The sequence below is a fragment of the Rhodococcus sp. 06-235-1A genome, assembly GCF_002258785.1.
Classification (GTDB): Bacteria; Actinomycetota; Actinomycetes; order Mycobacteriales; family Mycobacteriaceae; genus Rhodococcoides.
On sequence record NZ_NOYI01000012.1, the window covers coordinates 502,965 to 528,856 of the forward strand.

Sequence of the window (25,892 nt, forward strand, 5' to 3'; positions counted from 1 at the left end):
AGCAATCACTGGGTCTCCGTTGCATTCGAGAGTGAGGGTGCACCGCGTTCGTCGATGCGCGCCACCTTGTAATACACGACCGCGCCGATCCAGACAACGAAGAACGTGCCGACGACGAGTTGGCCGGCGAGGCCCAGATCGATGACGGCCAGTGCGTCCCACAATCCACCGGTCAGCTCGAACTGCTCGGCAAGCAGGGTCAGCAGCTGCACCGTCCCGATCACCAGGGCTACGAAGACGGACAGTCCCGTCATGGTCATGTTGTAGTAGATCTTGCGGACCGGGGTGACGAACGCCCAGCCGTAGGCCTTGGACATGAAGATGCCGTCGATGGTGTCCATCGTGGTCATACCCGCCGCGAACAGGACCGGCAGCGCGATGATCGCCATCGGGGGGAGTCCGCCGGCGATAGCGGTGGTGCCGGCGATGGCGAGCAGACCGACCTGAGTGGCGGTATCGAAACCGAGACCGAACAGCAGGCCGAGGGGGTACATCTGCCACGAGTGGTTGATCATCTTGTCGTAGCGGCCCCGGAACAGTCGATTCATCAGCCCGCGCTTGGCCAGCAGCTCGTCGAGGCCGGCTTCGGTGAACTCGCCTCGTTTCGCGCGCCGCCAGACTCCGACGATTCCCGCGAGCACTGCGATGTTCAACGCGGCGATGAGATACAGGAAGGTTCCGGACACCAGCGTGCCGATGATGCCACCTACTCCGGCGAACGCGTCCTGGAATGCCGTCGCCTGCGACGCAACGAAGGCAATCGCGGCGACGAACACGAACACGACCGTCGAATGCCCCAGCGAGAAGAACAGCCCGACGGCCAACGGCCGCTTGCCCTTCTGCAGCAGAAAGCGGGTGGTGTCGTCGATGGCGGCAATGTGATCGGCGTCGAACGCATGCCTGAGACCGAGGGTGTATGCCAGCACGCCCGCTCCGGCGTAGACGAGCGTGCCGTCGGCTCCGGTGAGTCCGTGAATGCTGGGAATGGAGTCGTAATGGGTGAACAGCCCCCACCCGATCACATGCAGGGCGGCAATGAAGCCGGCCATCGCCAGCAGCCGAGGAACCTCGTCGCGTGTGAATCGACTCTGGCGTCTGCCGAGCTCGGCTCGCGATAGCTCAATCGTCATTCAGACATTGTGGCCGACATCGACGGATAACTCTTCCCGCGCTGCCGCGCGACAGCGTCGTAGGTGCGCTGAGTGTCCACTATTCGTGTCTGTAGACGGGATCGCGATCGGTGGAGCGAATTGTGGGCGCTGAGGTGAGTGCTTTCAACGCCGTCAGCGCCATTGCTCGCAGCACCGGCCTGGCACTACGAGACGGAGTACGCCCCGCGCTGTAGGGCGTCGAGTTGATCAGACCGAAGACCGCGTGCGCCGTGGTTCGCGCGTCGGATTCGTTCAATTCCGGGTCGACGGCACACAGCACCTCGACCCACAGTTCCACGTACTCACGCTGCATCCGGCGTACCTTGCGTCGAGCGCCCTCGGGAAGGCTCTGCAGGTCGCGATCCTGGATTCTGATGAATGCCGGTGTGTCGAAAGCAAAGTCGAGGTGGAACTCGACCAAGGCCACCACTGTGCCCGCGTCGACAGCCTCTCGGCCGACCACCTGGCGCCCGCCGTCGAGCAGGTACTCCGAGATTCCGACCATCAATTCGACGAGCACTGCTTCCTTGTTCGGGAAGTGGCGGTAGACGGCGGGGCCACTGATTCCGACTGCCGCGCCCAGATCCTCGAGCCGCACCGAGGTGAAGCCGCGTTCGGCGAACAGTGACGCTGCAGCGTCGAGCAACTGCTGCCGACGCTCGGCCTTGCGTTGCTCTCGCACCGTGGTCGGCTTTGCCTCCAACTCCTGCACCCCCCTCGACTCTGGACTCTGGACTCTGGACTCTCAGTTAATCGTAGTTTACTATGATGTCAGTTATCAACCATTAACTGAACTCCTGTGACACCGGCGTCCAACCCCTAAGGCGTGCACCTCATGGCAATCGATATTGCTGCCAACCGGGCAGATCACGAGCGTCTCACCAGCGAGCTTTCCGAACGACTCGCTGCAGCGGCGCTCGGCGGCAGCGAAAAATCGAGGGAACGCCACCTCGCACGCGGCAAGCTCCTCCCCCGCGACCGCGTCGACGAGCTACTCGATCCCGGCAGTCCGTTCCTCGAGATCGCTCCCCTGGCCGCCAACGGCCTCTACGACGACGAGTGCCCCGGTGCCGGAGTGATCGCCGGCATCGGCCGCGTCTCCGGACGCGAGTGCGTGATCATCGCCAACGACGCCACCGTCAAGGGCGGCACGTACTACCCGATGACGGTGAAGAAGCACCTTCGCGCTCAGGAGATCGCACTGCAGAACACCCTGCCGTGCATCTACCTCGTCGACTCGGGCGGCGCATTCCTCCCACGCCAAGACGAGGTGTTCCCAGACCGCGACCACTTCGGCCGGATCTTCTTCAACCAGGCGACCATGAGCGCCAAAGGAATTGCGCAGATCGCCGCCGTCATGGGTTCGTGCACGGCGGGCGGTGCCTACGTGCCTGCGATGAGCGACGAAGCGATCATCGTCAAGAACCAGGGCACGATCTTCCTCGGCGGCCCGCCGCTGGTGAAGGCCGCGACCGGTGAGGTCGTCACGGCAGAGGAACTCGGCGGCGGTGATCTGCACTCGAAGATCTCCGGCGTGACCGACCATCTGGCCGACGACGATCGAGACGCACTGCAGCGCGTCCGACGTATCGTCTCGACCCTCGGGCCCCGCACGCCCCGGCCATGGGACGTCGTCACGACGCGTGAACCCATCGCCGACCGGACCGAACTCTACGACGTCGTCCCCACCGATCCCCGCACCCCGTACGACGTGCGTGAGGTGATCACCCGCGTCGTCGACGCAGGCGAATTCGACGAGTTCAAGGCCGAATACGGCAAGACACTCGTCACCGGATTCGCCCACCTCCACGGCCATCCGGTCGGAATCATTGCCAACAACGGTGTGCTGTTCGCCGAATCTGCCATGAAGGGCGCACATTTCATCGAACTGTGCGACAAGCGCAGCATCCCGCTCGTCTTCCTGCAGAACATCTCCGGCTTCATGGTCGGCCGCGACTACGAGGCAGGCGGCATCGCCAAGCACGGAGCGAAGATGGTCACCGCGGTGGCCTGTGCCCGCGTCCCCAAGATCACCGTCGTCATCGGCGGCTCCTACGGCGCAGGCAACTACTCGATGTGCGGCAGAGCGTATTCGCCGCGTTTCCTGTTCATGTGGCCCAACGCCCGAATCTCAGTGATGGGCGGCGAGCAGGCCGCGTCGGTGCTCGCCACGGTGCGCAGCGAGCAACTCGACGCGGCAGGAAAACCGTGGAGCGACGAGGACCAGGAATCGTTCAAGGCTCCGATTCGCGAGCAGTACGAAAGCCAGGGCAACCCCTACTATTCGACGGCCCGCCTGTGGGACGACGGCATCATCGACCCGGCCGACACCAGGCAGGTTCTCGGACTGGCACTCTCGGCGTGCGCCAACGCACCGCTCGAGCCGGTCTCCTACGGCGTTTTCAGGATGTGACAGACATGACCACGATAGACACCGTTCTGATCGCCAACCGCGGCGAGATCGCCGTGCGGGTAGCACGAACACTGCGTCGCATGGGAATTCGCACCGTCGCCGTCTACAGCGACGCCGATGCCGACGCCCGCCACGTCCACGAGGCCGACACCGCGGTCCGCCTCGGTCCCGCCAACGCTCGCGAGAGCTACCTCGACATCGGCAAGGTGATCGCGGCCGCGAAAGCCACCGGAGCACAGGGAATTCATCCCGGATACGGATTCCTCTCCGAGAACTCCGAATTCGCATCCGCCTGTGCCGAATCCGGAATCGCATTCCTGGGGCCACCGGCGAAAGCCATCGAAGTGATGGGTGACAAGATCGCCGCCAAGGCCGCCGTCAGCGCGTTCGGCGTACCCGTCGTCCCGGGAATCTCTCGCCCCGGCCTCACCGACGACGACCTGATCGGCGGCGCGCCGGACGTCGGATTCCCTGTCCTGGTCAAGCCGTCCGCGGGTGGCGGCGGAAAGGGTATGCGTCTGGTCGAGCGCGCCGAGGATCTACCCGCGGCGTTGACCAGCGCACGCCGGGAAGCGGCCTCGTCGTTCGGCGACGACACCCTCTTCCTCGAACGATTCGTGTTGCGGCCCCGGCACATCGAGGTACAAATCCTCGCCGACGGACACGGCAACGTCATCCACCTCGGCGAACGTGAGTGCAGCCTGCAGCGCAGGCATCAGAAGGTCATCGAGGAGGCGCCGTCGCCCCTGCTCGACGAGGCAACTCGCGCGCGCATCGGCGAGGCCGCCTGCAACACCGCACGCAGTGTCGACTACTCCGGTGCCGGCACAGTCGAATTCATCGTCTCGGCCGAGCGCCCCGACGAGTTCTTCTTCATGGAGATGAACACCCGCCTGCAGGTCGAACACCCGGTCACCGAGATGGTCACCGGACTCGACCTCGTCGAATGGCAGGTGCGTGTGGCTGCCGGTGAAGCACTCACCCTGAGCCAGAACGACATTCAGCTGACCGGACATGCCATCGAGGCACGCGTCTACGCCGAGGATCCCGGCCGCGGATTCCTTCCCACCGGGGGCACCGTCGTCGGATTGCGTGAACCCACCGGCCCCGGCATCCGCGTCGACTCCGGCCTCGCCGTCGGAACCGAGGTGGGCAGCAACTACGACCCGATGCTCTCGAAAGTCATCGCCTACGGCCCCGACCGCAGCACTGCACTACGTAGCTTGGATCGGGCGCTCGCCGACACCTCCGTGCTCGGAGTCGTCACGAACATCGAATTCGCGCGATTCCTGCTCGCCGACAACGACGTCCGTGCCGGCAACCTCGACACCGGGCTGCTCGACCGGCGGGTGGAGGATTTCGTAGCTGCCGAGGCAACCGACGAGGCGCTGATCGCTGCCACCGCGGTGGAGTGGCTGAACGTCTGGCAGTCTGCGGGCCACGACATCTGGGCAGCACCATCGGGGTGGCGAGTCGGCGGACATGCGTCGTTCCATCGTCGGCTCGCGTCCGGAGGTCGGACGGCGCACGTGTCCATCACCGGAACCCTCGACGCGGCGACGGTCGTCGTCGACGAGGGATCCCCACGCACCCTGCGGGCGACGGCCACCGAGAATTCCGTGAATCTGGTGATCGACGGTATACGCGAATCGATTACTTTCGCCCGAAACGGCTCGGCCACATGGATTTCCAGTTCTCGTGGTACCTGGCGCATCGATCGGATCGCTGAGGCGAGCGTCCGTGCAGACGATGCCCACTCCGGTGACGCCGAGATCCTCTCGCCGATGCCGGGCTCGATCATCGCGATCGGAACCGCCTCCGGCAGTGCCGTCACCGCAGGCGCCGCCATCGTCGTCGTCGAGGCGATGAAGATGGAACACACCCTGACCACCCCGATCGACGGCACGGTCGAACTGACTGTCGCCGTCGGCGATCAGGTCCGCGTCGACCAGATTCTCGCCCGAATCGTTCCCACACACACCGAAGAGGACCAGCCATGACCGATCACCTGTCGTCGTCGAATCTGCCCGACGAGTACCAGCAACTGGTGAAGTCCGTTGCCGACTTCACCCGCACGGTTGTCGCACCGGTCTCGGCGAAACACGATGCCGAGCATTCCTTTCCGTACGAGGTCGTCGCCGGCATGGCCGAGATGGGGCTGTTCGGTCTGCCGTTTCCGGAGGAATTCGGCGGTATGGGCGGCGACTACTTCGCGCTGTGCCTGGCGCTCGAGGAGCTCGGCAAGGTCGATCAGAGCGTCGCCATGACACTCGAAGCCGGTGTCTCGCTCGGTGCCATGCCGGTGTACCGCTTCGGCAACGACGCGCAGAAGCAGCAGTGGCTACCCAAGCTCACCGCAGGTAAGGCCCTGGCCGCGTTCGGTCTGACCGAGCCCGGAGCCGGCAGCGACGCGGGCGGCACCAAGACCACGGCCAAGCGCGACGGTGGTGACTGGATCATCAACGGCAGCAAGCAGTTCATCACCAACTCCGGCACCGACATCACCGAGCTCGTCACCGTCACCGCGGTGACGGGCGTCGACGAGGCGACCGGACGCAAGCAGATCTCGTCGATCCTCGTTCCCACGAACACCCCCGGCTTCGTCGCAGAACCGGCCTACAACAAGGTCGGCTGGAACGCCTCCGACACGCACCCGCTCAGCTTCACCGATGTGCGGGTGCCGCAGGAGAATCTGCTCGGGCAGGAAGGCCGCGGATACGCGAACTTCCTGCACATCCTCGACGAGGGCCGGATCGCGATCGCGGCGGTGTCGGTGGGTGCGGCGCAGGGCTGCGTGGACGAGAGCGTGAAGTACGCCAAGGAGCGTGAGGCCTTCGGTGCTCCGATCGCGCGCAATCAGGCGATCTCGTTCAAGATCGCTCGCATGGAGGCCCGCGCGCACACCGCGCGCACCGCGTACTACGACGCAGCGGCACTGATGTTGGCGGGCAAGCCGTTCAAGAAGGCGGCGTCCATCGCCAAGCTCGTCGCCTCCGAGGCGGCCATGGACAACGCGCGCGACGCCACGCAGATTCACGGCGGCTACGGTTTCATGAACGAGTACGTCGTCGCCCGTCACTACCGCGACAGCAAGATCCTGGAAATCGGCGAGGGTACAACCGAGGTTCAGCTGATGCTGATCGCCAGGAGCCTGGGACTGTGAGCGACAAGCGGATTCGGCAACGCGGCCTGTGGTTCGAGGAGATGGAACTGGGCACCGTCTACGAGCACCGACCCGGTCGCACCATCACCGAGGCCGACAACACCCTGTTCACCACCCAGACCATGAACACCCAGGCCTTGCACCTCGACGCCGCCTACAGTGAGACAACAGCGTTCGGCCAGCGACTGGTGAATTCGATGTTCACCGTCTCGACCCTCGTCGGACTGTCGGTGACGCAGTTGACGCAGGGCACCATCGTGGCGAATCTCGGCTTCTCCGAGGTCTCCTTTCCCAAGCCGCTGTTCCACGGCGACACGCTGTACGCGGAGACGGTGATCTCGGACAAGCGAGAGTCGAAGTCTCGCCCCGGCGAAGGCATCGTGACGTTCACCCATACCGGCCGAAATCAGCACGGAGACGTCGTCGCCATCGCAGTTCGCAAGACACTCGTCCGGATGCAACCACCGGAGGAGGCGTCGTGAACTGGGTTCCGCCGGGACCGGCGTGGCTGTTCTGCCCGGCAGACCGTCCCGAGCGTTACGAGAAGGCAGCAGCCCGAGCCGATGTCGTGATCCTCGATCTCGAGGACGCCGTGGGTGCCGCAGACAAGGCGGGTGCTCGTGAGTCCGTACTGTCGACCCCACTGGACCCATCGAGAACCGTCGTCCGCATCAATGCGTACGGAACCGGTGATCAGGCAGCCGATCTCCAGGCGTTGGAGCAGACCGAGTACACGACCATCATGCTCCCCAAATGTGAATCGGTAGAACAGATTGCGGCACTGGGTCCGCTGAATGTCGTCGCGCTGATCGAGTCCCCACTCGGTGCGATCACAGTGTTCGACGCCCTTGCCGCCGAGAATGCGATCGGTGCCATGTGGGGTGCCGAGGATCTGGTGGCTGCAATGGGTGGCAACTCGAGCAGACACACCGGTGGGCAGTATCGTGATGTGGCGCAGCATGTTCGGTCGCAGACCTTGCTAGCAGCCAAGGCCCGCGGGGTGTTCGCACTGGACTCGGTGTTCCTCGACATCCCCGATCTCGATGGCGTGCGGGCGGAAGCAGACGATGCCGTGGCCGTCGGGTTCGACGGCAAGGTGGCCATTCACCCGAGCCACATCCCCGTCATTCGCGACGCCTACGCACCGTCCCCCGACGATGTCGAGTGGGCTAAGGCCGTACTCGACGCCGTCGCGCACAACCGCGGCGTGTTCGCTTTCCGTGGGCAGATGGTCGATGCACCCGTTCTCGCGCACGCTCGACGCATCATCTCGCGTCGACCCTCGTAGTCCTCTCGCGTTCGGTCAGCCCACCCCAGATTCCGTAAGGCTCGTCGCATTGCTCGGCATGTGCCAGGCAGGACTCGAGTACCGGACATTGCCGACAGATGGCCTTTGCCTCGGCCTCGATGCGACGGAGGGTAGGGCCACGCAATCCTCTGTCCGGGTAGAACATCGATATCGGCATCGTTCTGCACTGGGCTCGAAGTTGCCATTCCCATACGCCGGCGATCGGCGGAGGCAGCTGCACGTCGAGTGTCTTGTACTTCATGGTGTTCCGTTCTGGGGTTCTCAGTGCATGTGGCTTCCACCGTTGATGTCGATCGTGGTGCCGGTGAGGTACGCGGCATCCTCGGACGACAGGAAGGTGATGACGGAGGCGACTTCTCTGGTGGTGGCGGTGCGTCCGAGCGGAATGCCCTGGGCTATCGCCCTTTCCTGTTCGTCGGTGCTTCCGACGCGGATGTTGGTGTCCACCGCTCCCGGGGTGACCGCGTTGATCGTCACGCCGGTGTCTTCCAACTCGCGGGCAAGGGATTTCGTGAAGCCGAGCAGAGCGGCCTTGGCCGAGGAATAGGGAACCTTGCCGAACACTCCGCCGCCGCGCTGTGCCGAGACCGAGGACATCGTGATGATGCGGCCCCACCGCTGCTCGATCATGTCCGGCAGAAAGGCTTTCGTCACCAGGTACGTTCCCGTGGCGTTGACCGCGAAGACCTTGTTCCACAACTCGACCGTGGTTTCGAGAAACGGCACCGGGGACGTGATGCCAGCAATGTTCGCCACGGATCCGACCGGTGGCAAGTTACCTGCATCGACCTCCGATTTGGTTGCTGCATAGGATTTCTGGACGGAGTTCTCATCCGATACGTCGACGGCGTGCCCGAAGGCGGCCACGTTGTAGGCCGCGGCGATCTCTGCTGCCACCTTCTCGGACTTCTCGCCGTCGAGATCGAGAATGACGATGCCCCAGCCGTCCTCGGCATAGCGCTCGGCGGTGGCGCGGCCGATTCCTTTGTCGGAGGTAGCGCCGGTGATCACTGCTGTACGGGTGTTTGTGGTCATGATGTCTCCTGGTGTGTGTCGAGTAGAAGTTCGGTGATCAGGTCTCCGGCGGCAGCGGTTGCCGCCGGACGTTGTTCGTTGGAAATGTCTCTCGTTTCGAGTTCGAGCGCGAAATGGCCGGTGAATCCCGCGGATCGGAGTGCATCGATGCCGCCGCGGAAGTCGACCTCGCCGCGACCCACGCTGATATTGATGTTGCCCGGCTTGTCGACGGCGTCAGTTTCATCGAGCCTTACCTCGCCTCGGTTCGAATCGCGAATGTGAACGTGCGAGATTCGGCTGCCCATCGACCGCGCGAAGTGGGCCGCGTCGCTGCCGGAGGCGACAACATGACTGAAGTCCATGACGATGCCGATCGACGGATCGATGCGCTCGTCCAACGCGGCTGCGCGCCCGGTGGTGCAGCAGAGCCGGAACACGTGGAGCGACTCGGTCCAGACGTTGACGCCGTACCGATGTGCTCGCCTCGACACAGAGTGCAGGTTGGCCGCAACCAGATCGAGATCGGAGTCGAGGGACTTGATGGGCTCATGTCCGAGGGCACCGTTCGGTAGAACAAGCGCCTGAGCCCCCACCTGGGCGGCCAACTCGAGCAGTCGTTCGAGGTGAATGGACGCATCGAGGTCGGTCGCCGGATTGTTCAGATCGCCGACATCGCAATTGATCGACCGGACGGCCAGGCCTGAGCGCTGCACAGCCTGCACCACCTCGCGAGCACCACGATCGTCCAGGTCGAGGGGTACGTGGTCGCACACCCCTGGTAGCGATCCCAGGTCGATTTCCGCGAATCCGAGCTCGCGGATGACGTCGAGAGCGCTGTGCAGAGGTAGGTGCCGAAACGAGATCGTCGAGCAACCCAGCCGCGAATCGAACATCCGAGCCTCCTCCTGTCGTCGTGATGCGGACCACAGTAAGCACCTCTCAGCCGGTTCGTCAACCGTCGCCGGTTGACTGTTGACAGTAACAGTGGAATGGGTCACACTCGTGATGTTGACAGTCGACGGTCACTAGGACGAGTTTGAAACCAACACCTCAGCAGGAGAGTCCCCATGAGCACAGATGCTCTGCAGATGCGCGGACCGGTCCACGGCACGAAAGACGCCAAACGCGTCGCCGTCGGATCTTCGGTCGGTGCCGTCATCGAAACCTACGACTTCATCGGCTTCGGTACCGCCGCCGCGCTGTACTTCGGAACCGCATTTTTCCCCGGTTCCAACTCCGTCACAGGCACACTCGCGGCCTTCGCCACCCTCGGTGTCGGGTTCGCAGCCCGCCCCCTCGGCGGCATCGTCGGAGGACACCTCGGCGATCGCGTGGGCCGTAAACCCGTACTGGTCGGCTCCCTGATCCTCATGGGCATCGCCACCTTCGCCATCGGCTTGCTGCCCACGTATGCCCAAGCCGGCATCATCGCGCCGATCCTGCTCGTGGTGGTGCGCATCATCCAGGGACTCGCCTTCGGTGCCGAATGGGGCGGGGCGATCCTGATGAGTTACGAGCACGCGCCGTGGCGCAAGAAAGGCAAGTTCACCGGCATCGTGCAGGCCGGCTTCCCCGTCGGACTACTGCTCGCCAACCTCGTCTTCCTCGGAAGCGTGCACCTCGGCGGCGACTGGGCCTGGCGAGTGCCCTTCTTGTTCAGCATCGTCCTGGTCGCAGTCGGCTTGATCATCCGGTCGAAAGTCCCCGAGTCTCCGGTGTTCGACGACGTCAAAGAAGCAGGCGTCTCCAAGTCGCCGATCAAAGAGGCCATCAAGCACGACTGGCGAAACATTCTGCGCGGCATCGGTCTTCGTATCGCCGAGACTGCGGGATACGCAGTGTCCGTCACTTACATGATCTCCTACCTGCACACGCAGGAGCTGGCGACCACGTCCGAGACCATCGCCGCATTGTGCATTGCTTCGTTCATCGGTATCTTCGCCACAACCGGTTGGGCCGCCCTCACCGACCGGATCGGACGACGCCCCCTGTACATCGCGGTGTGCACCTTCGCCGCACTGTTCGGAATCCCGATGTTTCTGCTGGTGAACACGGGCCTGTTCATATTCGTCATCGCGACCATCGTTCTCGCCTACGCCGTCTGCCAGAACGCCCTCGCCGGCGCACAGGGCGCCTGGTTCCCCGAATTGTTCGATGCGTCCCGCCGTGCGTCGGGAGCTTCACTGGCGTACCAGATCTCGGCCATGGTCTCCGGCTTCACTCCGTTCATCACCACGTTGCTGTTCGTCTGGCTCGGGTGGCTCGGACCGGCCCTGCTGTTCATTGCCTACGCCCTGATCGGGCTCGGCTCCGCCATCGCCACCAAGGAAACCTGGGGCCCCACCGAGCGACGCCTAGCAGCACAGGCGGAACTCGACACCCCGGCGAACTTTCCGGCCTCCACACGCGCAAAGGAATTACTGTGAGCACGATAACCGAAGCAGCACAGCATGACTCGAATACCAGGATCGAACACGCAGCCGAGTTCGCTTACGCCATGCGCCACCACGTCATCGATATGGGCGAGGCTCAGGGACAGGGCTACGTAGGGCAGGCCCTGGGTGCCGCAGACATCTTTGCCGCGGTCTACGCCGACCGGTTGAAGTACCGGGCAGACGACCCGGAATGGACCGAACGCGATCGCTTTCTACTCTCTACGGGCCATTACGCCATCGGCCTCTACGCCGCCCTGGCCGCGGCGGACATCGTGCCGGTCGCCGAACTCGAGACCTACGGCTCGGATGAGTCCCGACTCCCGATGTCCGGAATGGCTACCTACACACCGGGTATGGAGATCTCCGGTGGTTCGCTGGGCCACGGACTGACCGTCGCAGTGGGGATGGCACTCGGACTCCGCCACCAGAATTCCGCGTCGCGGGTATTCAACTTTCTCTCCGACGGCGAACTGGACGAAGGTTCCACCTGGGAGGCCGCGATGGGTGCCCATCACCACCGACTCGGCAACCTCATCGCCATGGTCGACATGAACGCGCTCCAGGCGGACGGCCCCACAGCAGGTGTGCTCGGAATCGAGCCCGTCCACGAGAAATGGGCTGCAATGGGATGGAACGTCTACCGCGTCAACGGTAACGATCCCGCGGCCCTGTCTGCCGCATTCGACTCTGCCTGCGCCGCAGCCGAGCCCGTAGGAACACCCTCGATCGTCATCTGCGACACCAAGATCGGTTACGGAGTCCCCTTGCTCGAGAACCGGGAGAAGGCGCACTTCATGCGCATCGACGAGAGCGAGTGGAGCATCTGCCGCGACCAGTTGACCGAGCGGTTCACCGACCCGACCTACCTGCAGGAAAACGAGGTTCAGGCATGACCACCACCACTCCCCCCAAACTCAAGACATCGGCGATGATTGCATCGTTCGTCGATCCCGGCCAACGCACCGCCGACGCACCGTTCGGTCACGCTCTCGTCGAAGCCGCGCAGAACAACGACAAGATCGTCGGCCTCAGCGCCGACCTCGCCAAGTACACCGACATGCATATCTTCGCCCAGGCGTTTCCCGATCGCTTCTTCCAGATGGGCATGGCCGAGCAGCTACTCCTCGGCGCCTCTGCCGGCATGGCCGAGACCGGACTGATCCCGTTCGCATCGACGTACTCGGTGTTCGCGGCCCGACGGGCTTACGACTTCCTGTGCCTCGATATCGCCGAGCCCAATCTGAACGTCAACATCATCGGCGGCCTGCCCGGCCTCACCACCGGATACGGACCGAGCCACCAGGCCACGGAGGACATCGCCATCTTTCGAGGGATGCCGAACCTGACGATCGTCGATCCGTGCGACTCGGTCGACATCAGCCAGGCCGTGCCCCAACTCGCCGCTGCCGACGGGCCGACGTACCTGCGTTTGCTTCGCGGGAAGGTGGCGACCGTGCTAGACGAGTACGACTACACCTTCGAGCTCGGCAAAGCCAAGGTCATCCGTGCGGGTAACGATGTGGTGCTGGTATCGAGCGGACTGATGACGATGCGCGCGTTGCAGGCAGCGACGAATCTGGAGAAACACAACATCGACGTCGCCGTGGTCCACACCCCGACGATCAAGCCGTTCGACGCCGACACCGTTCTTGCTGAATTGGATACACCCCGTTTGGCGTTCACGTGCGAGAACCACACCAAGATCGGCGGGCTGTTCGAGACCGTCGCCTCGGCCGTCGTCGAGCGCGGACTCGGCAAGAAGGTCGGTGCGATCTCCTTGCCCGACGAGTTCCTTGCCGCGGGTGCCCTACCCACATTGCACGATCGCTACGGCCTCTCGACGTCGAGTATAGAAGCCCGCATCATGGCAGGACTCTGACACGAGCGCCTTCGCAGTCCGAGGGGTCGTCGACGCTGGACGTACACTTACTGTCGACAGCTGTCAGTCGACTGTTTGCAGTGAGATGTCATCGACGAAAGGAGCCCTCGCCATGGGGCAACCCGGCGCACTCCTCGGACTGCAGAAGACGAACCTGCGTCAGCAGGCGGTCACCGCTCTGCGTTCCGCCATCACCAGCGGTGAGTTGCGTCCGCGCAGCGCTTTGGTGGAGACCGAACTGTCAGAGCGCTTACAGATCAGTCGGGGGACGCTGCGCGAGGCCCTGCGCCAATTGCAGCAGGAAGGCCTGGTCGTCGTCGGGGCTCGCGGACGACTGCACGTACGTCACCTCGACACCAAGGAAATTCAGGACATCTTCTCGGTGCGAGCCGCACTCGAGGGTTTGGCCGCGGCCGAAATCGCTCGTCATCCCGAACGTGCCCGGCTCGTCGCGGAGTTACGGGATGCGCTCGAGCTGCTGAATCGGGCCCCGAAGGACGAAACACTCGACGACCGCATCGAGGCCGACCTCGACTTCCATCGCCTGCTGTGTAGATCCGCGGACAACGAGACCCTGCTGCACTCCTGGACCAGTCTCGAAGGTTCGATCCGCATGTCGATCATGTACGCCGGACGCGATCGCGCCCTGGGCAACATGGATGCCGACCGCCACCAAGAGATGGTCGACGCCATCGAGGCCGGGGTACCCGACGATGCGGCAGCTGCGGTGCGTGACCACATGATGTGGGCCGTCGGCAATCTCGTTGCGTAACTTCAGAGGGACTCAGCTGCTGACGGGACCGTTCATCAGACGATCCATCGCGGCGACATCGCTTGCCCGGGTGCGACGAGACAGCGCCGTGTCGAACATGGTGAATCCGTGGAATGCGCCGGGCCAGCAATGCAATTCGACTCTGTTTCCCGCTGCCAGAAGTCTGCGAGCGTAATCGACACCCTGATCGCGCAAAGGGTCCAATTCGTTGACGGTGAGATAGGTCGGCGGCAGGTTCCCGAGGTCCTGTCGCCGAGCCGGGGACGTGTGTTCGTCCGGAACCCGCCCTCCGAGATAGTGCTGCCAACTCAGAACCGCATTGCCGGTGTTCCAGAACACGGCGTCGACGCCCTGTTTCATCGACGGCGAGTCGGCTCTGTCGTCGAGTACAGGTTCGATCAGTGCCTGCATTGCCAGTCTCGGACCCCCGCTGTCACGAAGTTCCAATGCGGTGCACGCAGCCAGACACGCTCCGGCACTGGTTCCCAACAGACCGATCCGCCCCGGGTCTCCGCCGATGCTGTCGGCAGCATCGACCGCCCACCGCACCGCGGTGACACAGTCGTGAACGGCTGCGGGATAGGGGAACTCGGGGGCCAACCTGTAGTCGACCGCAATGACGATGCACCGTAGCGCCGCTGCAAGGCCCGCATTGCTCGCATCGTTCGAGGCCGCCGAACCCAACGCGAAACCGCCGCCGTGCATTTCGACCACGATGGGCAGCGGCCCGCTCGTCACCCGGCTCGGACTGCTGATCCGAACACCCACGGTGTGCGCGTCGAAGCCTGCAACCCATTCCGTGACAACGACATTCGCAGCCGAAGGCCCCGGGCTGATCGTTATCGCAGCTCGAGCAGCAGGAATGTTGCGAAAGTCCACGGCCGGAACCTCGGACACAACAAGTAACAGTTCGGGATCGAGGTCGTCGATGCGCATACATTCCACAGTAGGTGCTGTCGGAGCTATTGATTGCAGACGCCGTTAATTGTGGGCGCGGTATGGTGGGTGGTCACGAGTACAGGCATCGAGAGGCACGACAATGAGCGCACACGACCCGGCCCTGACTGCACTTGCGCAGAATTGGCTTGCGCTTGCAGTGCTGCACGGCCGTATCGAGAGCCGCATCGAGCGCGCCTTGCAGACCGAACACAATCTCAGCGCGCGGGAGTACTGGTTGCTGGACGTCCTGGCACGTCAGCACGACGGGGTCGGTGGGCACCTCCAGATGAAGCAGGTAGCCGACGCCGTCGTCCTGAGTCAGAGCGCGACGACGCGCTTGGTCACCCGTCTCGAGGACCGCGGACTGCTCACCCGATACCTGTGCCCCACCGATCGCCGAGGCATCTACACCGACGTCAGCGAGGAAGGACTCGCGCTGCTGGAGGCAGCGCGACCGACCAACGACGCGGCGCTGCGCGAGGCACTCGACGAGGCGTCGACCGAGGCGGATCTCATCCCGCTGGTCGACGCCGTTCGACGTGCCGGGGGCCGATGATCAGTTCAGTTCGTCGACGACAGTCCGGGTCGCGTCGGCAACGAGGGTGTTCATGGCCGGTGAATCCTCGATACCCGAGGTCGTCGTACTGAGGACGACCAGCAGGATCCTCTGCCCGTCGGGGCCGAGCAGCAGTCCCGCATCGTTCGAGACTCCGTAGCTACCCGTGCCGGTCTTGTCGGCCGAGGTCCACTGATCGGGAACACCGGCACGGAACCGGGCATCGGAGGTCTGCGTATCGGCCATCCACGCCAGGAGCTGGTCCCGCGATGCAGCCGACAGTACGTCGCCGTCGAGCAGGGTTCGGTAGCCGGCGGCCATCGAGTTCGGCGTCGTGGTGTCGCGCGGGTCTCCCGGGATGGCCGTGTTCAGTTCCGGTTCGGTGCGATCGAGACGGAATTCGGTGTCGCCGAGCGATCTCGCGAACTCGGTGAGAGCGTCGGCTCCACCGGCCTCGCGAATCAGTAGATTGCCGGAGGTGTTGTCGCTCTTGGTCAATGCGGCCGCGGCCAAATCTGCGATCGTGACCACGGAGCCTGGTTCCCAATCGACAGCGGACTCGGGCACCTTGTCCAGCGCGGTCACCGTTCTGGTGTCGGTCAGCTGCAGATCGCCTGCATCGACGGCTGCCAGTACGGCACCGACGGCGTACACCTTGAATGTCGAGCAGAACGCGAAACGTTCGTCCCCGCGATGACTTTCAGCGGAACCGGACGCCAGGTCGACGGCACTGACGCCCAGTCGAGCAGTGTCCCTGTCCTCGAGTTCGAGATAGTGCTGTTCGGCCGAGGCTCTTTCGGTGGCGGACTGGGACGTGCTGGTGTCGGATCGCGGTGGTTCGGCGGTGGTGGTCGAGGAGCAGGCAACGCCTGCGGTCAGCGTTACCGCCGCGAGCATGGTGATCAGCCGGGTGGATGTCGAGGTACGCATGGGGTCAGCCGATCACATCCGAGCGCCATCGAGCCAAGTCCCGAGGCCCGGCCGGTTCATTCCTCTTCGGTATAGCGGCAGGTGAACGTGCTTCAATAAGTCGGTGGATCTGGTTCGCCATCTCGAATATTTCGTCGCCGTCGCCGAGGAACGCCACTTCGGCCGCGCCGCGGTCACTCTCGGCGTGACACAGCCGCCGGTGTCTCGGGCCATCAAGGCGTTGGAGAAGCATCTCGGGCTCACGCTCGTCGAGCGAACACCCGACGGAGCTGCCATCACCGAGCACGGGGCCGCATTGTTACCCAGGGCCCGATTGATCGTCGACGACGCACGCCGATTGACCACTACCGCAGAATCACTCACAGCGTCCGGTTCGGTCCGCATCGGCCTCATCCCTGAACTGGACGACGGGGTCGCCGCCCGCATGGCTGCCGCCGTCGGTGTCCGGGCACGGGTGGAGACCGCCGGTGCGGTGGCGTTACTCGACCGTGTGCGCGCACACGAACTCGACGTCGCGGTGGTCGATCACCCGGTGGTACTCGACCGACTGCTCGCCGGACCGGTCGTCACCCTCCCCCGACGTGTCATGGTTCCTGTCGGTCATCGCTCGGCGCGCGCACAGCGTCCACGCTTGGCGATGTTGTCCGATCTCGCGTTCGCGACCATGCCGCGCGGCACCAATCCACCCGCTCACGATCTGATCCTCGACGCGTTTCGACGCCATGCCCTCGATCCAGAGGTGCTCACCGCGAACACCTTTCGCGACGCCACGATCGGCGTCGCATCGGGTCGTTGTTTCGGACTGGTTCCGGCCGCGAACCCGGTGGTGCCCGGCACCGAACATCTCGACCTTGCGTCCGACGTTGTCGCGCTCCGGGTTCGGATCGTGCGTCGCGACGACTCGGTGAAACCTCTGGTGGACCTGATCGATCGAATCCTCCTGCAGGCCGGCAAGTGAGCACGACAGACCAGCAACTTCGAGCAGTCTTCGCCGATGCGGGCTGCCGCGGCTGGGTGCGCGCCGAACGGATCGACGGCACCGGCACTGTCGTCGATATCGAGGGAGACGACCCCGTCGTCGCAGCATCGGTCTGGAAGATCGTGCTGCTGGTTGCTGCGGCGCGCGCATTCGACGAAGGCTTCTTGACCGCAACGGATTCGGTGCGCTTGGTTCCGGCACAGTGCAGTCCTGGGCCGACGGGCATCGCGAGCTACGCAGATCCGGTGACGATGAGTTGGCGGGATATCGCGCGGTCGATGATCACCGTCTCCGACAATGCCGCTGCCGATGCCCTTCTCGGCGCACTGGGACTGAATGCCGCGACCCGGGTGATCGACGATCTCGGGCTGAAGCACACACGCATCGTCGGCGGCACGAAAGCACTGGGCGATCAGATCGTTCGGGACACCGGTCGGCTGAGCTCGGAGGAGGCACTGGGGTTGCTGGCCAGCAACTACGCAGTGATCGACAGTGCTGGTTTCGATCCCGCCTACACCTCCTGCACCACACCGCGTGACAGCAACGCGGTACTGCGAGCAATCTGGTCGGGTGCCGCCGCCTCCTCCGAGCAGTGCGAGTACATGAAGCACGTTCTGTCCCAGCAGGTGTGGCCGCACCGGATTCGTAGCGGTATTCCGTACCCGGATGTACAGGTTGCGGGCAAGACCGGCACCATCGGGCCCATTCGCAACGAGGTTGCCGTGGTGTCGTTTCCGGGCGAGGAGCCCGTCGCGGTATCGGTGTTCACCCGAGCGGCACGGATGGATCTCTTTCTCCCACTGGTCGATCAGGCCATCGGTAGCGCGGCCAGAATCGCAGTGACGGCAGTGCGCTAGGCACCGCGCTCACGACCCCTGCGGACGGCCCTGCTCCAGGGCGAAGTCTTCACCGACAACGTCCCAGTCCGTAGCACCCGACCATCGAATGGCAGCTCGCGCCGATGCTGCCCGAACCACCTCGGCCAACCCGGGGTCGATTCCCACCTCGCCGCTCGCGAAGACGATGTGCTCCAGGAACGACAGGCACATATCCAGTCGGGCCTCGCCACCGTCGTACGTCCCCTGCTCGAATCCCGACGTCAACCCTGCCAGCGATGCACCGAGGGTCTCGACGATGCCGTGTGCGTACGGCAGAAACCGAGCTGGTCGGATGCCGTGCGCCGCTGCGAATGCAGTCGCGTGCAGATGCGCATACATCCCTGCGAAGTAGATGTCGAGCATTGCCAAGTCCAGTGCTGCTGGTACCGAATGATCTTCCCCGACAACATCACTCACACCGGCCATCGCGTCGAACATCGGTCCCAGCTCGGCGATATCGGCCTCGGAAGCCGCGTAGATGGCGAAGCTCTTGTCTGTCCCCACCAACGGGGTCGGCACCATCACCGCCCCGGACACATAACGAATACCCAGTGCGGCTGCGTGCCCGGCAGATTCGGCGGCGTGGGCGGGGGTCCCCGTCGACACGTTGACCACTACTCGATTCGCAACCACCGGCGCGATCTTCTCCAACAGCAGTCGGCTGGCAGCATGGTCGCGTACGCACACGACCACAAGATCGGTGCCGCGCAACGACTCTTCGAGTGATTCGATCAGGTCGATTCCACTGGCCCCGAGTTCCTCACGAGACCGTGCGGACCGATTCCATGCCAGCACCTCGAATCCGTTCGATGCGGCCGCGCGCGCGATCGCTGTGCCCATTGCACCGAGGCCGAGGACGGTGACGGTCGATCTATCGTCGGTATTGGTCATGACTGAAATGATCGTCCCGAGATCGATGGTCGTCGAGTACGCACAATGAAGTGCGTACGCACCCGAAGGTGAGCGAGGCAGTGATGAACGATCGACGCAAATGCGGCGTGAACGTGGTGTTCGACCTGGTCGGGTCGAAATGGAAGCCGACGATTCTGTGGCGGCTGAGCGAGGGGGATCGACGGTTCGCCGAGCTACGGCGAGCAATCGGGCCTATTTCCGAAAAGGTTCTGACAGAACAGTTGCGCGAACTCAGCCGAGACGGGCTCGTCCTGCGCACGGCCGGCAACGGTTTCCCACTGCGGGTCGACTACCGCCTCACCGCTGACGGGGCCGAGTTGAACTCGTTACTCGATCCCATTGCCGAGTGGGGTGAGCGCGTCGGGGCAGGAACTGTCACTGTGCAAGCCGACGGCACCGACCCCGATGCACCATGACCATGCTCCATGCCGTCGGGTGTCACTCGAGATCGAGCATCAACGCTCGGTGATCGGACACTTCCGGACTCACGACGATCTCGAAACTCCGTACCGCGGCCGGGGAGGACACCAGCAGATAGCTGGCGCTGCGAACCGGCTTGGTGTAGATCGACGTTCGAGTGTCGGCTTCTCCGACGAGATCGATCATCCCGTGCTCGGCCAGCATCGTGAACGTTTCACTCGACGGCAGCAGGTTCAGGTCGCCGCACAGTACGGTGACATCGCTCGTCGTGCGAACGTACTTCACCACATCCACCAACCTGCGCGCCTGCTCGGCCCGAATCGGACTGTCGCCCTTCCCTGCTGGATCACGCAATCCATGCACCTGGATGACGGACACGAACCTTTCGCCGACACGATCACGAACGGTGACCGTCAAAGCAGCTCTCGGACGGTCGTCCACGCTCCACTCGGCGTGATCGACGAACCGGGAACGAACGAATCTAGCGTCGAGGCCGACCACGGGAAAGTCGTCACGCACCCAGGTCGCGATACCGAAGTCCTGTCTCAGTTCGACGCCGTCACCGTCGGTGACAGGTCCGGCGTCGTTGGCGACGAAGTACGGCGTGTGTCCGGGGAGCACTGCGGACACGTCATCGAACAGATTCAGGCGTTGGGGCAGAGAACGCTCGCCGTCGGCGAACGTCGCCCAGCCCGATCGACCCGGAGTACGAGTTACCTCCTGAAGGCAAAAGACGTCGGCGTCAACGTCTTCGAGCCACGGCGCGAGCTCGTCGAACACAGCGCCGCCCCAGGCATTGATCGACACGATCTTCACGGCGTCATGATGGCAGAGGAAGTCGACGCACGACAGTCCATTTCGATGCTGCGGTCAGGATCCGCGCAGAGTCGCGGCCGCTGTGTCCAGTGGACGCAGCGGCCGCAGACTTCGGTTGTGCGCGTTTTGCGTAGCTGGAGCTACGCAAAACGCGCACGACCCGTTATTCGTTGTAGCCGAAGATCGCGTTCCAGGCCTCCTGGTCATCGGCGGAGTTCTCGATCGACTCCGACTGAGTGATTCGGTTGACCTTGGGGTCGGTGAACTCCGGCAGCTCGATTCCGCGGATCACCGGCGGATCGATGTCGTTGCGCACCGAGTACTCACCGAGATCGCTGAACACCTGCTGCCCCCTCTTGGAGAGGTTCCAATTCAGGAACACCTTGGCGGCCGCAATGTTTTTCGCTGTGGACGCAACACCGGTGTAGTAGTCGTAGGCGGTGAGACCCTCTTCCGGTACCACGAAGTTGACCGGCGCATTCTCGTTGTTGGCGATGTTGACGCTGCTCACCACCACGGTCCCAGCTTCGATCTCGCCGCGGGCCAGCGCATCGAGCTGGGCTCCGATGGAATCGAACACCCTCGCCTCCGAGGAGTACTCACGGAGGTAGTCGTCGCCGAGCACCTCGCGCTGGAACCGAGTCAGCGCCAGCGCGCTACCGCCGGCTCCGGCCTGAGCGATACCGAGATTGCCCTTCCACCGGTCGTCGAGAAGATTCGCCCACGAGGTCGGCCTGTCGTCGCCCTCGATGAGTGCACTGTTGTAGCCCATCGTGTAGATCGGGTCGAAGGTGCGGTAGTAGTTCCCGCCGTCGAACACCACGTCGTCCTGCAAGTCCGTGGCCGTCGGCGGCGTGTAGGGCTGGAACACACCGCGCTCGCTGAAGCCGCTGACGAAGCCGGCATCGGAGATCCGCACGACGTCCGCGTCGAGACGGCCCGCGCCGTACTCGGCGACCAAACGCTCGTAGAGCCGGTTCGGAGTAAGGCGCACGAGCTTGACGTCGAGTCCTGTGTCCTTCTCGAAGTTCTTCAGCACCGTGGCCTCGGTGACCGCGGTGTAGCCGCTGTACAGAGTGATGCCGCCCTCTGCCTGGGCCTGCGTCCACAGATCGGGATCTGCGATCTGCTCACCGTCGATGACGAGGCCGTTGTCGGTGATGATCTCCTCGGCCGCCCGGGCCAAGGCGGGGCGTTCGGGTGGCGGCGAGCAGGCCGCGGCAGTTGCCACTGCGGCACCCAGCGCGATTGCTGTGACAAATTTTCTCATCAGACAGTTTCCTTGGATCCGAAGCGACGCGAGAGGACGGCGAGCACACCGATGACGACGCAGTACAGCAGGCTCAACTCGGCTGCAGACTGGAACGAGCCGTTGTCGTAGGCGTCGAAGATCGCGATCGACAGCAGCCGGGTGTCGGAGGTGAACAGGAACAGAGCCGCGGTGAGCTCACGCATGGACAGCATCAGCAGCAGCAGGAAGGTCGAGGACAGACCGACCTTGAGCAGCGGAGCGGTAACGAACGAGATCGCCCGGTGCCGCCGTGCACCCAACATCACTGCACTGTCTTCCAAGTCCTTGTCCAACTGGATGATCGACGCAGAGACACCGCGGTAGCCCTGCGGAATGGTGACTGCGACGAACGCGATCACCAGCACCGCAAGCGTTCCGTAGATCGGCAGCGGAAGCGCCAGCCACGTCCACAGCAGACCCAGGCCGAGCACGATGGCAGGAACGGCCAGCGGCAACATCGCCAGGTATTCCAACAGCTTTCGGCCCGGAGCGTTCGTACGGTATCGGGTGTACGCCAAGGCGAAGCAGAACGCGGTACCGATCGCGGCGGTGGCGACACCGACGATGACGCTGTTGGTCATCACGCTGTGGAAGTCGGCACTGCGCAACGTTTCTCCCAGTCCCCAGAACGACAGCGCACCGGAGTCGAAGAGCTGACCGATGTTCGCGACGTACGGGCTGGTCTGCAGCGCAGCCAACACCAGGGCGATGAGCGGTAGGAGGACGGCCAGGGTGAAGTACACCCACGCGAACACGGCAGCCGGGACACGCCATGCGCGCAGCGGAACCTGTCGTGCCCGAACACCTTTGCCGCTGACGGTGGTGTATTCCTTGCTGCTCATGGCGCGCTGCTGGAAGGCGACGACGGCGACGAGCAAGACGGTGAGTACCACTGCGACAGCGGCGGCGTCGTTACCGCGGGCAGGCGATGCGTTCATCAGCCGGTAGATCAGAGTCGGCAGAGTATCGACCCCACCGGGAACACCGATCACCTGAGCCACCGGGAAGTTCTCCACGGTGAGCGCGAAAACCAGGATTCCCGAGCCGATCACGGCAGGCATGACGAGCGGGAACGTGATCTTGCTGAGCATCTTCGTCAGCTTGGCACCGTGCAGACTCGCCGCGTCTTCCAGATCCGGATTCATCAACGACAGCGCGGAGTGAACCATCAGGAACGGATACGGCGCGTAGTAGATGCCGAGGATGAAGATCATTCCGCCGAAGCTGTAGATGTCGATGAAGCCGGGAAGACCGATCGCGGCCAGAATCAGGTTGATGTAGCCGGTGGCCGGTCCGGCCAGCAATGCCCACGCCAGTGCCCCGACGAGCGCCGGGAGAAACAGCGGCGCAATACCGATGCCGTAGATCATCTTTCGACCCGGAACGTTGGTACGTGCCGCGAGGAAGGCGAGCGTGCACCCGATCGCCAGCGCGACGATGGATGACCCGATACCGACCAGTGCCGAATTCCACAGGGCACTCTGCGCGGTCGAGGATCCGAGCAGCGCGAAGTTGTCGAGGGTGAAGTTACCGAAGTCGAACAGCGATGTGCGCTCGGCGTTGTCGGTGAATGCGCCCATCACGATGAAGAACATCGGGAACAGCACGATCACGGTGAGCAGCGCCAACTGCAGAAGAGTCGGAATCCACTTCTTCAGACCGGGCCTGCGCTGGGGTGTCGGAGTGTCGACCGGCGGCTTCGTCGTGAGGACGGGCCGATCGTCGGTGGGGGCGCTCATACCGGCACCGCCTCGGAGGCGACGCGATCATCGACGAGAACCTGGGCTCCGCCGGCTACTGCAGTGACCCGTGCGCGTTCTCCCATTCCCAGGATTCGGCTGGCATGTCCGGTGGCGACGGCTTCGATCTCGGGGCCGTCGTCCAGTGTGACGCGGTACCGGATGGACGCTCCCTGGTAGCTGGCGACATCGACTGTGCCCATCCAGGACTGGCCATCGGGCTCGGCATCGTCCAACGGGGTGACCAACAGATCCTCGGGCCGCAGGCACACCACGACCGGACCGTCGCCCGCCGGCGCTGCATCGACCGACACTGCAATCTGCCCGAAGTCCGTCAGCTCCATCGTCGAGCGCGGTCCCGACGCAGGCGTGGCGCGGAAGATGTTGCCGACACCGAGGAACTCGGCCACCGAGGCGGACATCGGCGAGGTGTAGATGTCCTCGGGGGTACCGATCTGCACGATTCGGCCGTTCTGCATCAACGCGATTCGGTCGGCGAGGGCAAACGCCTCGACCTGATCGTGTGTCACGTAGACGGTCGTCAGTCCGAGTCGGAGCTGAAGTTCTCGCAATTCCATCCGAAGTCGTTCGCGCAGTCGGGCATCGAGGTTCGACAGCGGCTCGTCGAGGAGCAGCACGCTGGGGCGCATCACCAACGACCGAGCCAGCGCCACCCGCTGCATCTGACCACCACTGAGCAAGCTCGCTCCGCGATGCGCCATTTCACCCAACCCGACGAGGTCGAGGGCCTCGAGAACGCGCTGGTTCATTTCGGTCTTGTTGACCTTCTGCATCTTCAACGAGAAAGACACGTTGTCGAACACGGTCCGGTGCGGCCACACCGCGTAGGACTGAAAGACCATGCCCACGTTGCGTTTGTGCGGCGGGATCGTCTTGTTCTTGTCGGAGTCGTGGACCACACGATCGCCGATCGTGATGCGCCCGGCGCTGGGGGTCTCGAGCCCTGCCACACAGCGCATCGTGCTGGTCTTACCGCAGCCGGACTGCCCCAGCAACACCAGGGATTCTCCGTCGGCGATCTCCAGGTCGAGGTCGCGGACAACAGTGTTTCCCGAGTAAGCGAGGCTCAGATTCTCGATGCTAACCTTCATGATCTTCCTTTTCTTCAGTCGTCGAAGCCGTGTTCACAGGTCGAGCTATCCGATCGAAAGTGCTTTCGCCGCAACGGAAACGAACAATTCTGCCGTCGCGATCCGTCGTGCAGCGCGGTGCAGGGTCACGCTGGTGAGGTTGCCGTCCGCAGCGATGTCGACATCGACGGCCAACACACCTGCCGGCGTCCCCAGACGCAGGGTCGAGGTGGCGGCACCCTGGACGACCCGATCCACCACACCGCCGCGCACGGTTGCGGCAGCGGCCACCGCGACCGCCGACGTCAGGCCGATGGACGGATGTGGTGCCATCATCGAGAGCATGCGCACGCAGACGTCGTACTCGCCGGCCGAGACGAGTGTTCCGTCCTCGAGGTGGTAGTCCACCGGAGGAGCGATGATGCCGACCTTCGGCACTGCGTGCGTGATCGGATCCTGCGGGCGCGACAGTCCCATGAGCAGTGCAGCACTGCGGCGCAATTCGACAAGTAGCGGAACACGTTCCGTCAGTTCGGCAGCGGTCTCGGCCCCGGTCATACCCAGGTCGGATGCATCGAACAACGCAGCGGGAGCACCTGCGACCACCATCGTGCCGCGGTACTGCGATCCATGTAGCTCCACGGCGTCCTCCACCGCCCCGGTGGGGAGCAACCGAGTGCGGTCGGAACCGAGGTCGATGAACGTCAGTCCGACCGGAACGCCGAGAGCCGACGTTCCGGCGACCTGGGCCGACCCCTCGGACGGAACGACGCCGCCCGGTGTATCGATCTCGGTGAGAAGCACCGCACCGGTGTTGCGGTTACGAAGCCGCACGACGGTGGTGATCGGATCGATCGCCACCAGTCCTTGCTGGAGTGCGTACAGGCCGATCGCGGTGGCGCAGTTGCCACAGTTGCTTCCCCACTCCACCTTTCGGTCACCGATGGCGACCTGAGCGAAGAGGTAGTCCACGTCGATGCCGTCCTCGGAGGACCTGCTGACGATGGCCGCCTTCGAGGTGGTCGAACTGCCGCCACCGACGCCGTCGAGCTGGCGGGGGTCGCCGGATCCGAAGGCGGAGACCAGAATCTCGTCCAGAGATCCTGCTTGTTCGATCAGTGGCTCGACGTCGACGGAGCTGAAGAGCCAGCATTTGCTGGTCCCGCCCCTCATCCACGTGCCACGCAGTGAATACATCCTCG

At 63.9% G+C, this 25,892-nt stretch carries 26 protein-coding genes; 13 read left to right on the top strand and 13 right to left on the bottom strand.

The features are described 5' to 3' along the window. Positions 1–5 precede the first annotated feature (5 nt). Together CH275_RS12845 and CH275_RS12850 are read right to left on the bottom strand one after the other, a co-directional pair. Positions 6–1,130 carry a HoxN/HupN/NixA family nickel/cobalt transporter gene (locus CH275_RS12845; protein ID WP_094678562.1) on the bottom strand — a complete coding sequence of 375 codons (1,125 nt, stop codon included), beginning with the start codon at positions 1,128–1,130 and terminating at the stop codon, positions 6–8. Positions 1,131–1,209: 79 nt separating this feature from the next. After that, entirely contained in the window at positions 1,210–1,863 is a 654-nt protein-coding gene (locus tag CH275_RS12850) for an SACE_7040 family transcriptional regulator (protein ID WP_094678564.1), read from the bottom strand. 123 nt (positions 1,864–1,986) lie between these two features. On the opposite strand from CH275_RS12850, the gene CH275_RS12855 reads away from it, so the two are divergent. The 5 genes from CH275_RS12855 to CH275_RS12875 are packed head-to-tail and all read left to right on the top strand — an operon-like array spanning position 1,987 to position 8,015. Next, complete coding sequence (locus CH275_RS12855; protein WP_094678566.1) at positions 1,987–3,564, top strand: carboxyl transferase domain-containing protein; 1,578 nt, start codon at positions 1,987–1,989, stop codon at positions 3,562–3,564. A gap of 5 nt (positions 3,565–3,569) precedes the next feature. Further along, complete coding sequence (locus CH275_RS12860) at positions 3,570–5,564, top strand: acetyl/propionyl/methylcrotonyl-CoA carboxylase subunit alpha (RefSeq protein WP_094678777.1); 1,995 nt, start codon at positions 3,570–3,572, stop codon at positions 5,562–5,564. Then, positions 5,561–6,727 (top strand): acyl-CoA dehydrogenase family protein, encoded by a 1,167-nt coding sequence (locus CH275_RS12865; protein WP_094678568.1) that lies wholly within the window; start codon positions 5,561–5,563, stop codon positions 6,725–6,727. The genes CH275_RS12860 and CH275_RS12865 overlap by 4 nt, the downstream gene beginning before the upstream one ends. Beyond that, positions 6,724–7,209 (top strand): MaoC family dehydratase, encoded by a 486-nt coding sequence (locus CH275_RS12870; RefSeq protein ID WP_331712071.1) that lies wholly within the window; start codon positions 6,724–6,726, stop codon positions 7,207–7,209. The genes CH275_RS12865 and CH275_RS12870 overlap by 4 nt, the downstream gene beginning before the upstream one ends. Next, positions 7,206–8,015 carry an HpcH/HpaI aldolase/citrate lyase family protein gene (locus CH275_RS12875; RefSeq protein ID WP_094678570.1) on the top strand — a complete coding sequence of 270 codons (810 nt, stop codon included), beginning with the start codon at positions 7,206–7,208 and terminating at the stop codon, positions 8,013–8,015. Before CH275_RS12870 ends, CH275_RS12875 begins: the two co-directional genes overlap by 4 nt. On the opposite strand, the gene CH275_RS12880 is transcribed toward CH275_RS12875, so the two are convergent. Genes CH275_RS12880 through CH275_RS12890 form a run of 3 tightly spaced genes read right to left on the bottom strand, consistent with a single transcriptional unit; the run spans position 7,993 to position 9,946 of the window. Further along, positions 7,993–8,277: a WhiB family transcriptional regulator gene (locus CH275_RS12880; RefSeq protein WP_094678572.1), complete on the bottom strand. Its 285-nt coding sequence runs from the start codon at positions 8,275–8,277 to the stop codon at positions 7,993–7,995. The two genes, CH275_RS12875 and CH275_RS12880, sit on opposite strands and share 23 nt — an antisense overlap. Before the next feature lie 20 nt (positions 8,278–8,297). Next, positions 8,298–9,071: an SDR family NAD(P)-dependent oxidoreductase gene (locus CH275_RS12885; RefSeq protein WP_094678574.1), complete on the bottom strand. Its 774-nt coding sequence runs from the start codon at positions 9,069–9,071 to the stop codon at positions 8,298–8,300. Next, complete coding sequence (locus CH275_RS12890) at positions 9,068–9,946, bottom strand: sugar phosphate isomerase/epimerase family protein (RefSeq protein WP_094678576.1); 879 nt, start codon at positions 9,944–9,946, stop codon at positions 9,068–9,070. The genes CH275_RS12885 and CH275_RS12890 overlap by 4 nt, the downstream gene beginning before the upstream one ends. A 174-nt stretch (positions 9,947–10,120) precedes the next feature. Between CH275_RS12890 and CH275_RS12895 the strand changes: the two genes are divergently transcribed. From CH275_RS12895 to CH275_RS12910, 4 genes are all read left to right on the top strand, one after another. Continuing rightward, entirely contained in the window at positions 10,121–11,479 is a 1,359-nt protein-coding gene (locus CH275_RS12895; RefSeq protein WP_094678578.1) for an MFS transporter, read from the top strand. Next, positions 11,470–12,381 carry a transketolase gene (locus CH275_RS12900; protein WP_094678779.1) on the top strand — a complete coding sequence of 304 codons (912 nt, stop codon included), beginning with the start codon at positions 11,470–11,472 and terminating at the stop codon, positions 12,379–12,381. Before CH275_RS12895 ends, CH275_RS12900 begins: the two co-directional genes overlap by 10 nt. Next, the gene (locus CH275_RS12905) at positions 12,378–13,367 is read left to right on the top strand and encodes a transketolase family protein (protein WP_094678580.1); all 990 of its coding nucleotides are present in this window, start codon (positions 12,378–12,380) and stop codon (positions 13,365–13,367) included. The genes CH275_RS12900 and CH275_RS12905 overlap by 4 nt, the downstream gene beginning before the upstream one ends. Positions 13,368–13,479: 112 nt before the next feature. After that, entirely contained in the window at positions 13,480–14,139 is a 660-nt protein-coding gene (locus tag CH275_RS12910) for a GntR family transcriptional regulator (protein WP_094678583.1), read from the top strand. A 12-nt stretch (positions 14,140–14,151) separates the two neighbouring features. On the opposite strand, the gene CH275_RS12915 is transcribed toward CH275_RS12910, so the two are convergent. Continuing rightward, entirely contained in the window at positions 14,152–15,075 is a 924-nt protein-coding gene (locus CH275_RS12915; RefSeq protein WP_094678585.1) for an alpha/beta hydrolase, read from the bottom strand. Between the two features lie 103 nt (positions 15,076–15,178). On the opposite strand from CH275_RS12915, the gene CH275_RS12920 reads away from it, so the two are divergent. Continuing rightward, complete coding sequence (locus tag CH275_RS12920; RefSeq protein WP_094678587.1) at positions 15,179–15,634, top strand: MarR family winged helix-turn-helix transcriptional regulator; 456 nt, start codon at positions 15,179–15,181, stop codon at positions 15,632–15,634. Here the strand turns inward: CH275_RS12920 and bla are convergent, their stop codons facing one another. Continuing rightward, a complete protein-coding gene (gene bla, locus CH275_RS12925; RefSeq protein WP_256990997.1) occupies positions 15,635–16,564 on the bottom strand; it encodes a class A beta-lactamase in 930 nt (309 codons plus the stop codon). It abuts the gene before it with no gap. Between the two features lie 103 nt (positions 16,565–16,667). On the opposite strand from bla, the gene CH275_RS12930 reads away from it, so the two are divergent. Together CH275_RS12930 and CH275_RS12935 are read left to right on the top strand one after the other, a co-directional pair. Further along, a complete protein-coding gene (locus tag CH275_RS12930) occupies positions 16,668–17,522 on the top strand; it encodes a LysR family transcriptional regulator (protein ID WP_094678589.1) in 855 nt (284 codons plus the stop codon). Continuing rightward, complete coding sequence (locus CH275_RS12935; RefSeq protein ID WP_094678591.1) at positions 17,519–18,400, top strand: serine hydrolase; 882 nt, start codon at positions 17,519–17,521, stop codon at positions 18,398–18,400. The genes CH275_RS12930 and CH275_RS12935 overlap by 4 nt, the downstream gene beginning before the upstream one ends. 9 nt (positions 18,401–18,409) lie before the next feature. On the opposite strand, the gene CH275_RS12940 is transcribed toward CH275_RS12935, so the two are convergent. Then, positions 18,410–19,312, bottom strand: coding sequence for an NAD(P)-binding domain-containing protein (locus CH275_RS12940; RefSeq protein ID WP_094678593.1), 903 nt, complete (start codon positions 19,310–19,312; stop codon positions 18,410–18,412). Between the two features lie 68 nt (positions 19,313–19,380). Between CH275_RS12940 and CH275_RS12945 the strand changes: the two genes are divergently transcribed. Beyond that, positions 19,381–19,749 (top strand): winged helix-turn-helix transcriptional regulator, encoded by a 369-nt coding sequence (locus tag CH275_RS12945; protein WP_256990998.1) that lies wholly within the window; start codon positions 19,381–19,383, stop codon positions 19,747–19,749. A 22-nt stretch (positions 19,750–19,771) separates the two neighbouring features. Here the strand turns inward: CH275_RS12945 and CH275_RS12950 are convergent, their stop codons facing one another. The 5 genes from CH275_RS12950 to CH275_RS12970 form a co-directional block, all read right to left on the bottom strand. Further along, positions 19,772–20,569, bottom strand: coding sequence for an endonuclease/exonuclease/phosphatase family protein (locus tag CH275_RS12950; RefSeq protein ID WP_094678595.1), 798 nt, complete (start codon positions 20,567–20,569; stop codon positions 19,772–19,774). A gap of 163 nt (positions 20,570–20,732) precedes the next feature. Next, positions 20,733–21,839, bottom strand: a complete 1,107-nt coding sequence (locus CH275_RS12955) for an ABC transporter substrate-binding protein (protein WP_094678597.1) — start codon at positions 21,837–21,839, stop codon at positions 20,733–20,735. After that, complete coding sequence (locus tag CH275_RS12960; RefSeq protein WP_094678599.1) at positions 21,839–23,599, bottom strand: ABC transporter permease; 1,761 nt, start codon at positions 23,597–23,599, stop codon at positions 21,839–21,841. Before CH275_RS12960 ends, CH275_RS12955 begins: the two co-directional genes overlap by 1 nt. Next, entirely contained in the window at positions 23,596–24,711 is a 1,116-nt protein-coding gene (locus CH275_RS12965; protein WP_094678601.1) for an ABC transporter ATP-binding protein, read from the bottom strand. Before CH275_RS12965 ends, CH275_RS12960 begins: the two co-directional genes overlap by 4 nt. A 45-nt stretch (positions 24,712–24,756) precedes the next feature. Further along, positions 24,757–25,887, bottom strand: coding sequence for a PrpF domain-containing protein (locus CH275_RS12970; RefSeq protein ID WP_094678603.1), 1,131 nt, complete (start codon positions 25,885–25,887; stop codon positions 24,757–24,759). Positions 25,888–25,892 lie beyond the last annotated feature (5 nt).

Excerpts from the sequence above, each read along its gene's own strand:
- CH275_RS12905 (WP_094678580.1), top strand. The coding sequence starts at position 12,378 with ATGACCACCACCACTCCCCCCAAACTCAAGACATCGGCGATGATTGCA.
- CH275_RS12955 (WP_094678597.1), bottom strand. The coding sequence starts at position 21,839 with ATGAGAAAATTTGTCACAGCAATCGCGCTGGGTGCCGCAGTGGCAACT.
- CH275_RS12960 (WP_094678599.1), bottom strand. The coding sequence starts at position 23,599 with ATGAGCGCCCCCACCGACGATCGGCCCGTCCTCACGACGAAGCCGCCG.
- CH275_RS12895 (WP_094678578.1), top strand. The coding sequence starts at position 10,121 with ATGAGCACAGATGCTCTGCAGATGCGCGGACCGGTCCACGGCACGAAA.
- CH275_RS12915 (WP_094678585.1), bottom strand. The coding sequence starts at position 15,075 with ATGCGCATCGACGACCTCGATCCCGAACTGTTACTTGTTGTGTCCGAG.
- CH275_RS12920 (WP_094678587.1), top strand. The coding sequence starts at position 15,179 with ATGAGCGCACACGACCCGGCCCTGACTGCACTTGCGCAGAATTGGCTT.
- CH275_RS12845 (WP_094678562.1), bottom strand. The coding sequence starts at position 1,130 with ATGACGATTGAGCTATCGCGAGCCGAGCTCGGCAGACGCCAGAGTCGA.
- CH275_RS12890 (WP_094678576.1), bottom strand. The coding sequence starts at position 9,946 with ATGTTCGATTCGCGGCTGGGTTGCTCGACGATCTCGTTTCGGCACCTA.
- CH275_RS12965 (WP_094678601.1), bottom strand. The coding sequence starts at position 24,711 with ATGAAGGTTAGCATCGAGAATCTGAGCCTCGCTTACTCGGGAAACACT.
- CH275_RS12940 (WP_094678593.1), bottom strand. The coding sequence starts at position 19,312 with ATGACCAATACCGACGATAGATCGACCGTCACCGTCCTCGGCCTCGGT.
- CH275_RS12880 (WP_094678572.1), bottom strand. The coding sequence starts at position 8,277 with ATGAAGTACAAGACACTCGACGTGCAGCTGCCTCCGCCGATCGCCGGC.
- CH275_RS12860 (WP_094678777.1), top strand. The coding sequence starts at position 3,570 with ATGACCACGATAGACACCGTTCTGATCGCCAACCGCGGCGAGATCGCC.
- CH275_RS12970 (WP_094678603.1), bottom strand. The coding sequence starts at position 25,887 with ATGTATTCACTGCGTGGCACGTGGATGAGGGGCGGGACCAGCAAATGC.
- bla (WP_256990997.1), bottom strand. The coding sequence starts at position 16,564 with ATGCGTACCTCGACATCCACCCGGCTGATCACCATGCTCGCGGCGGTA.
- CH275_RS12910 (WP_094678583.1), top strand. The coding sequence starts at position 13,480 with ATGGGGCAACCCGGCGCACTCCTCGGACTGCAGAAGACGAACCTGCGT.
- CH275_RS12865 (WP_094678568.1), top strand. The coding sequence starts at position 5,561 with ATGACCGATCACCTGTCGTCGTCGAATCTGCCCGACGAGTACCAGCAA.
- CH275_RS12855 (WP_094678566.1), top strand. The coding sequence starts at position 1,987 with ATGGCAATCGATATTGCTGCCAACCGGGCAGATCACGAGCGTCTCACC.
- CH275_RS12885 (WP_094678574.1), bottom strand. The coding sequence starts at position 9,071 with ATGACCACAAACACCCGTACAGCAGTGATCACCGGCGCTACCTCCGAC.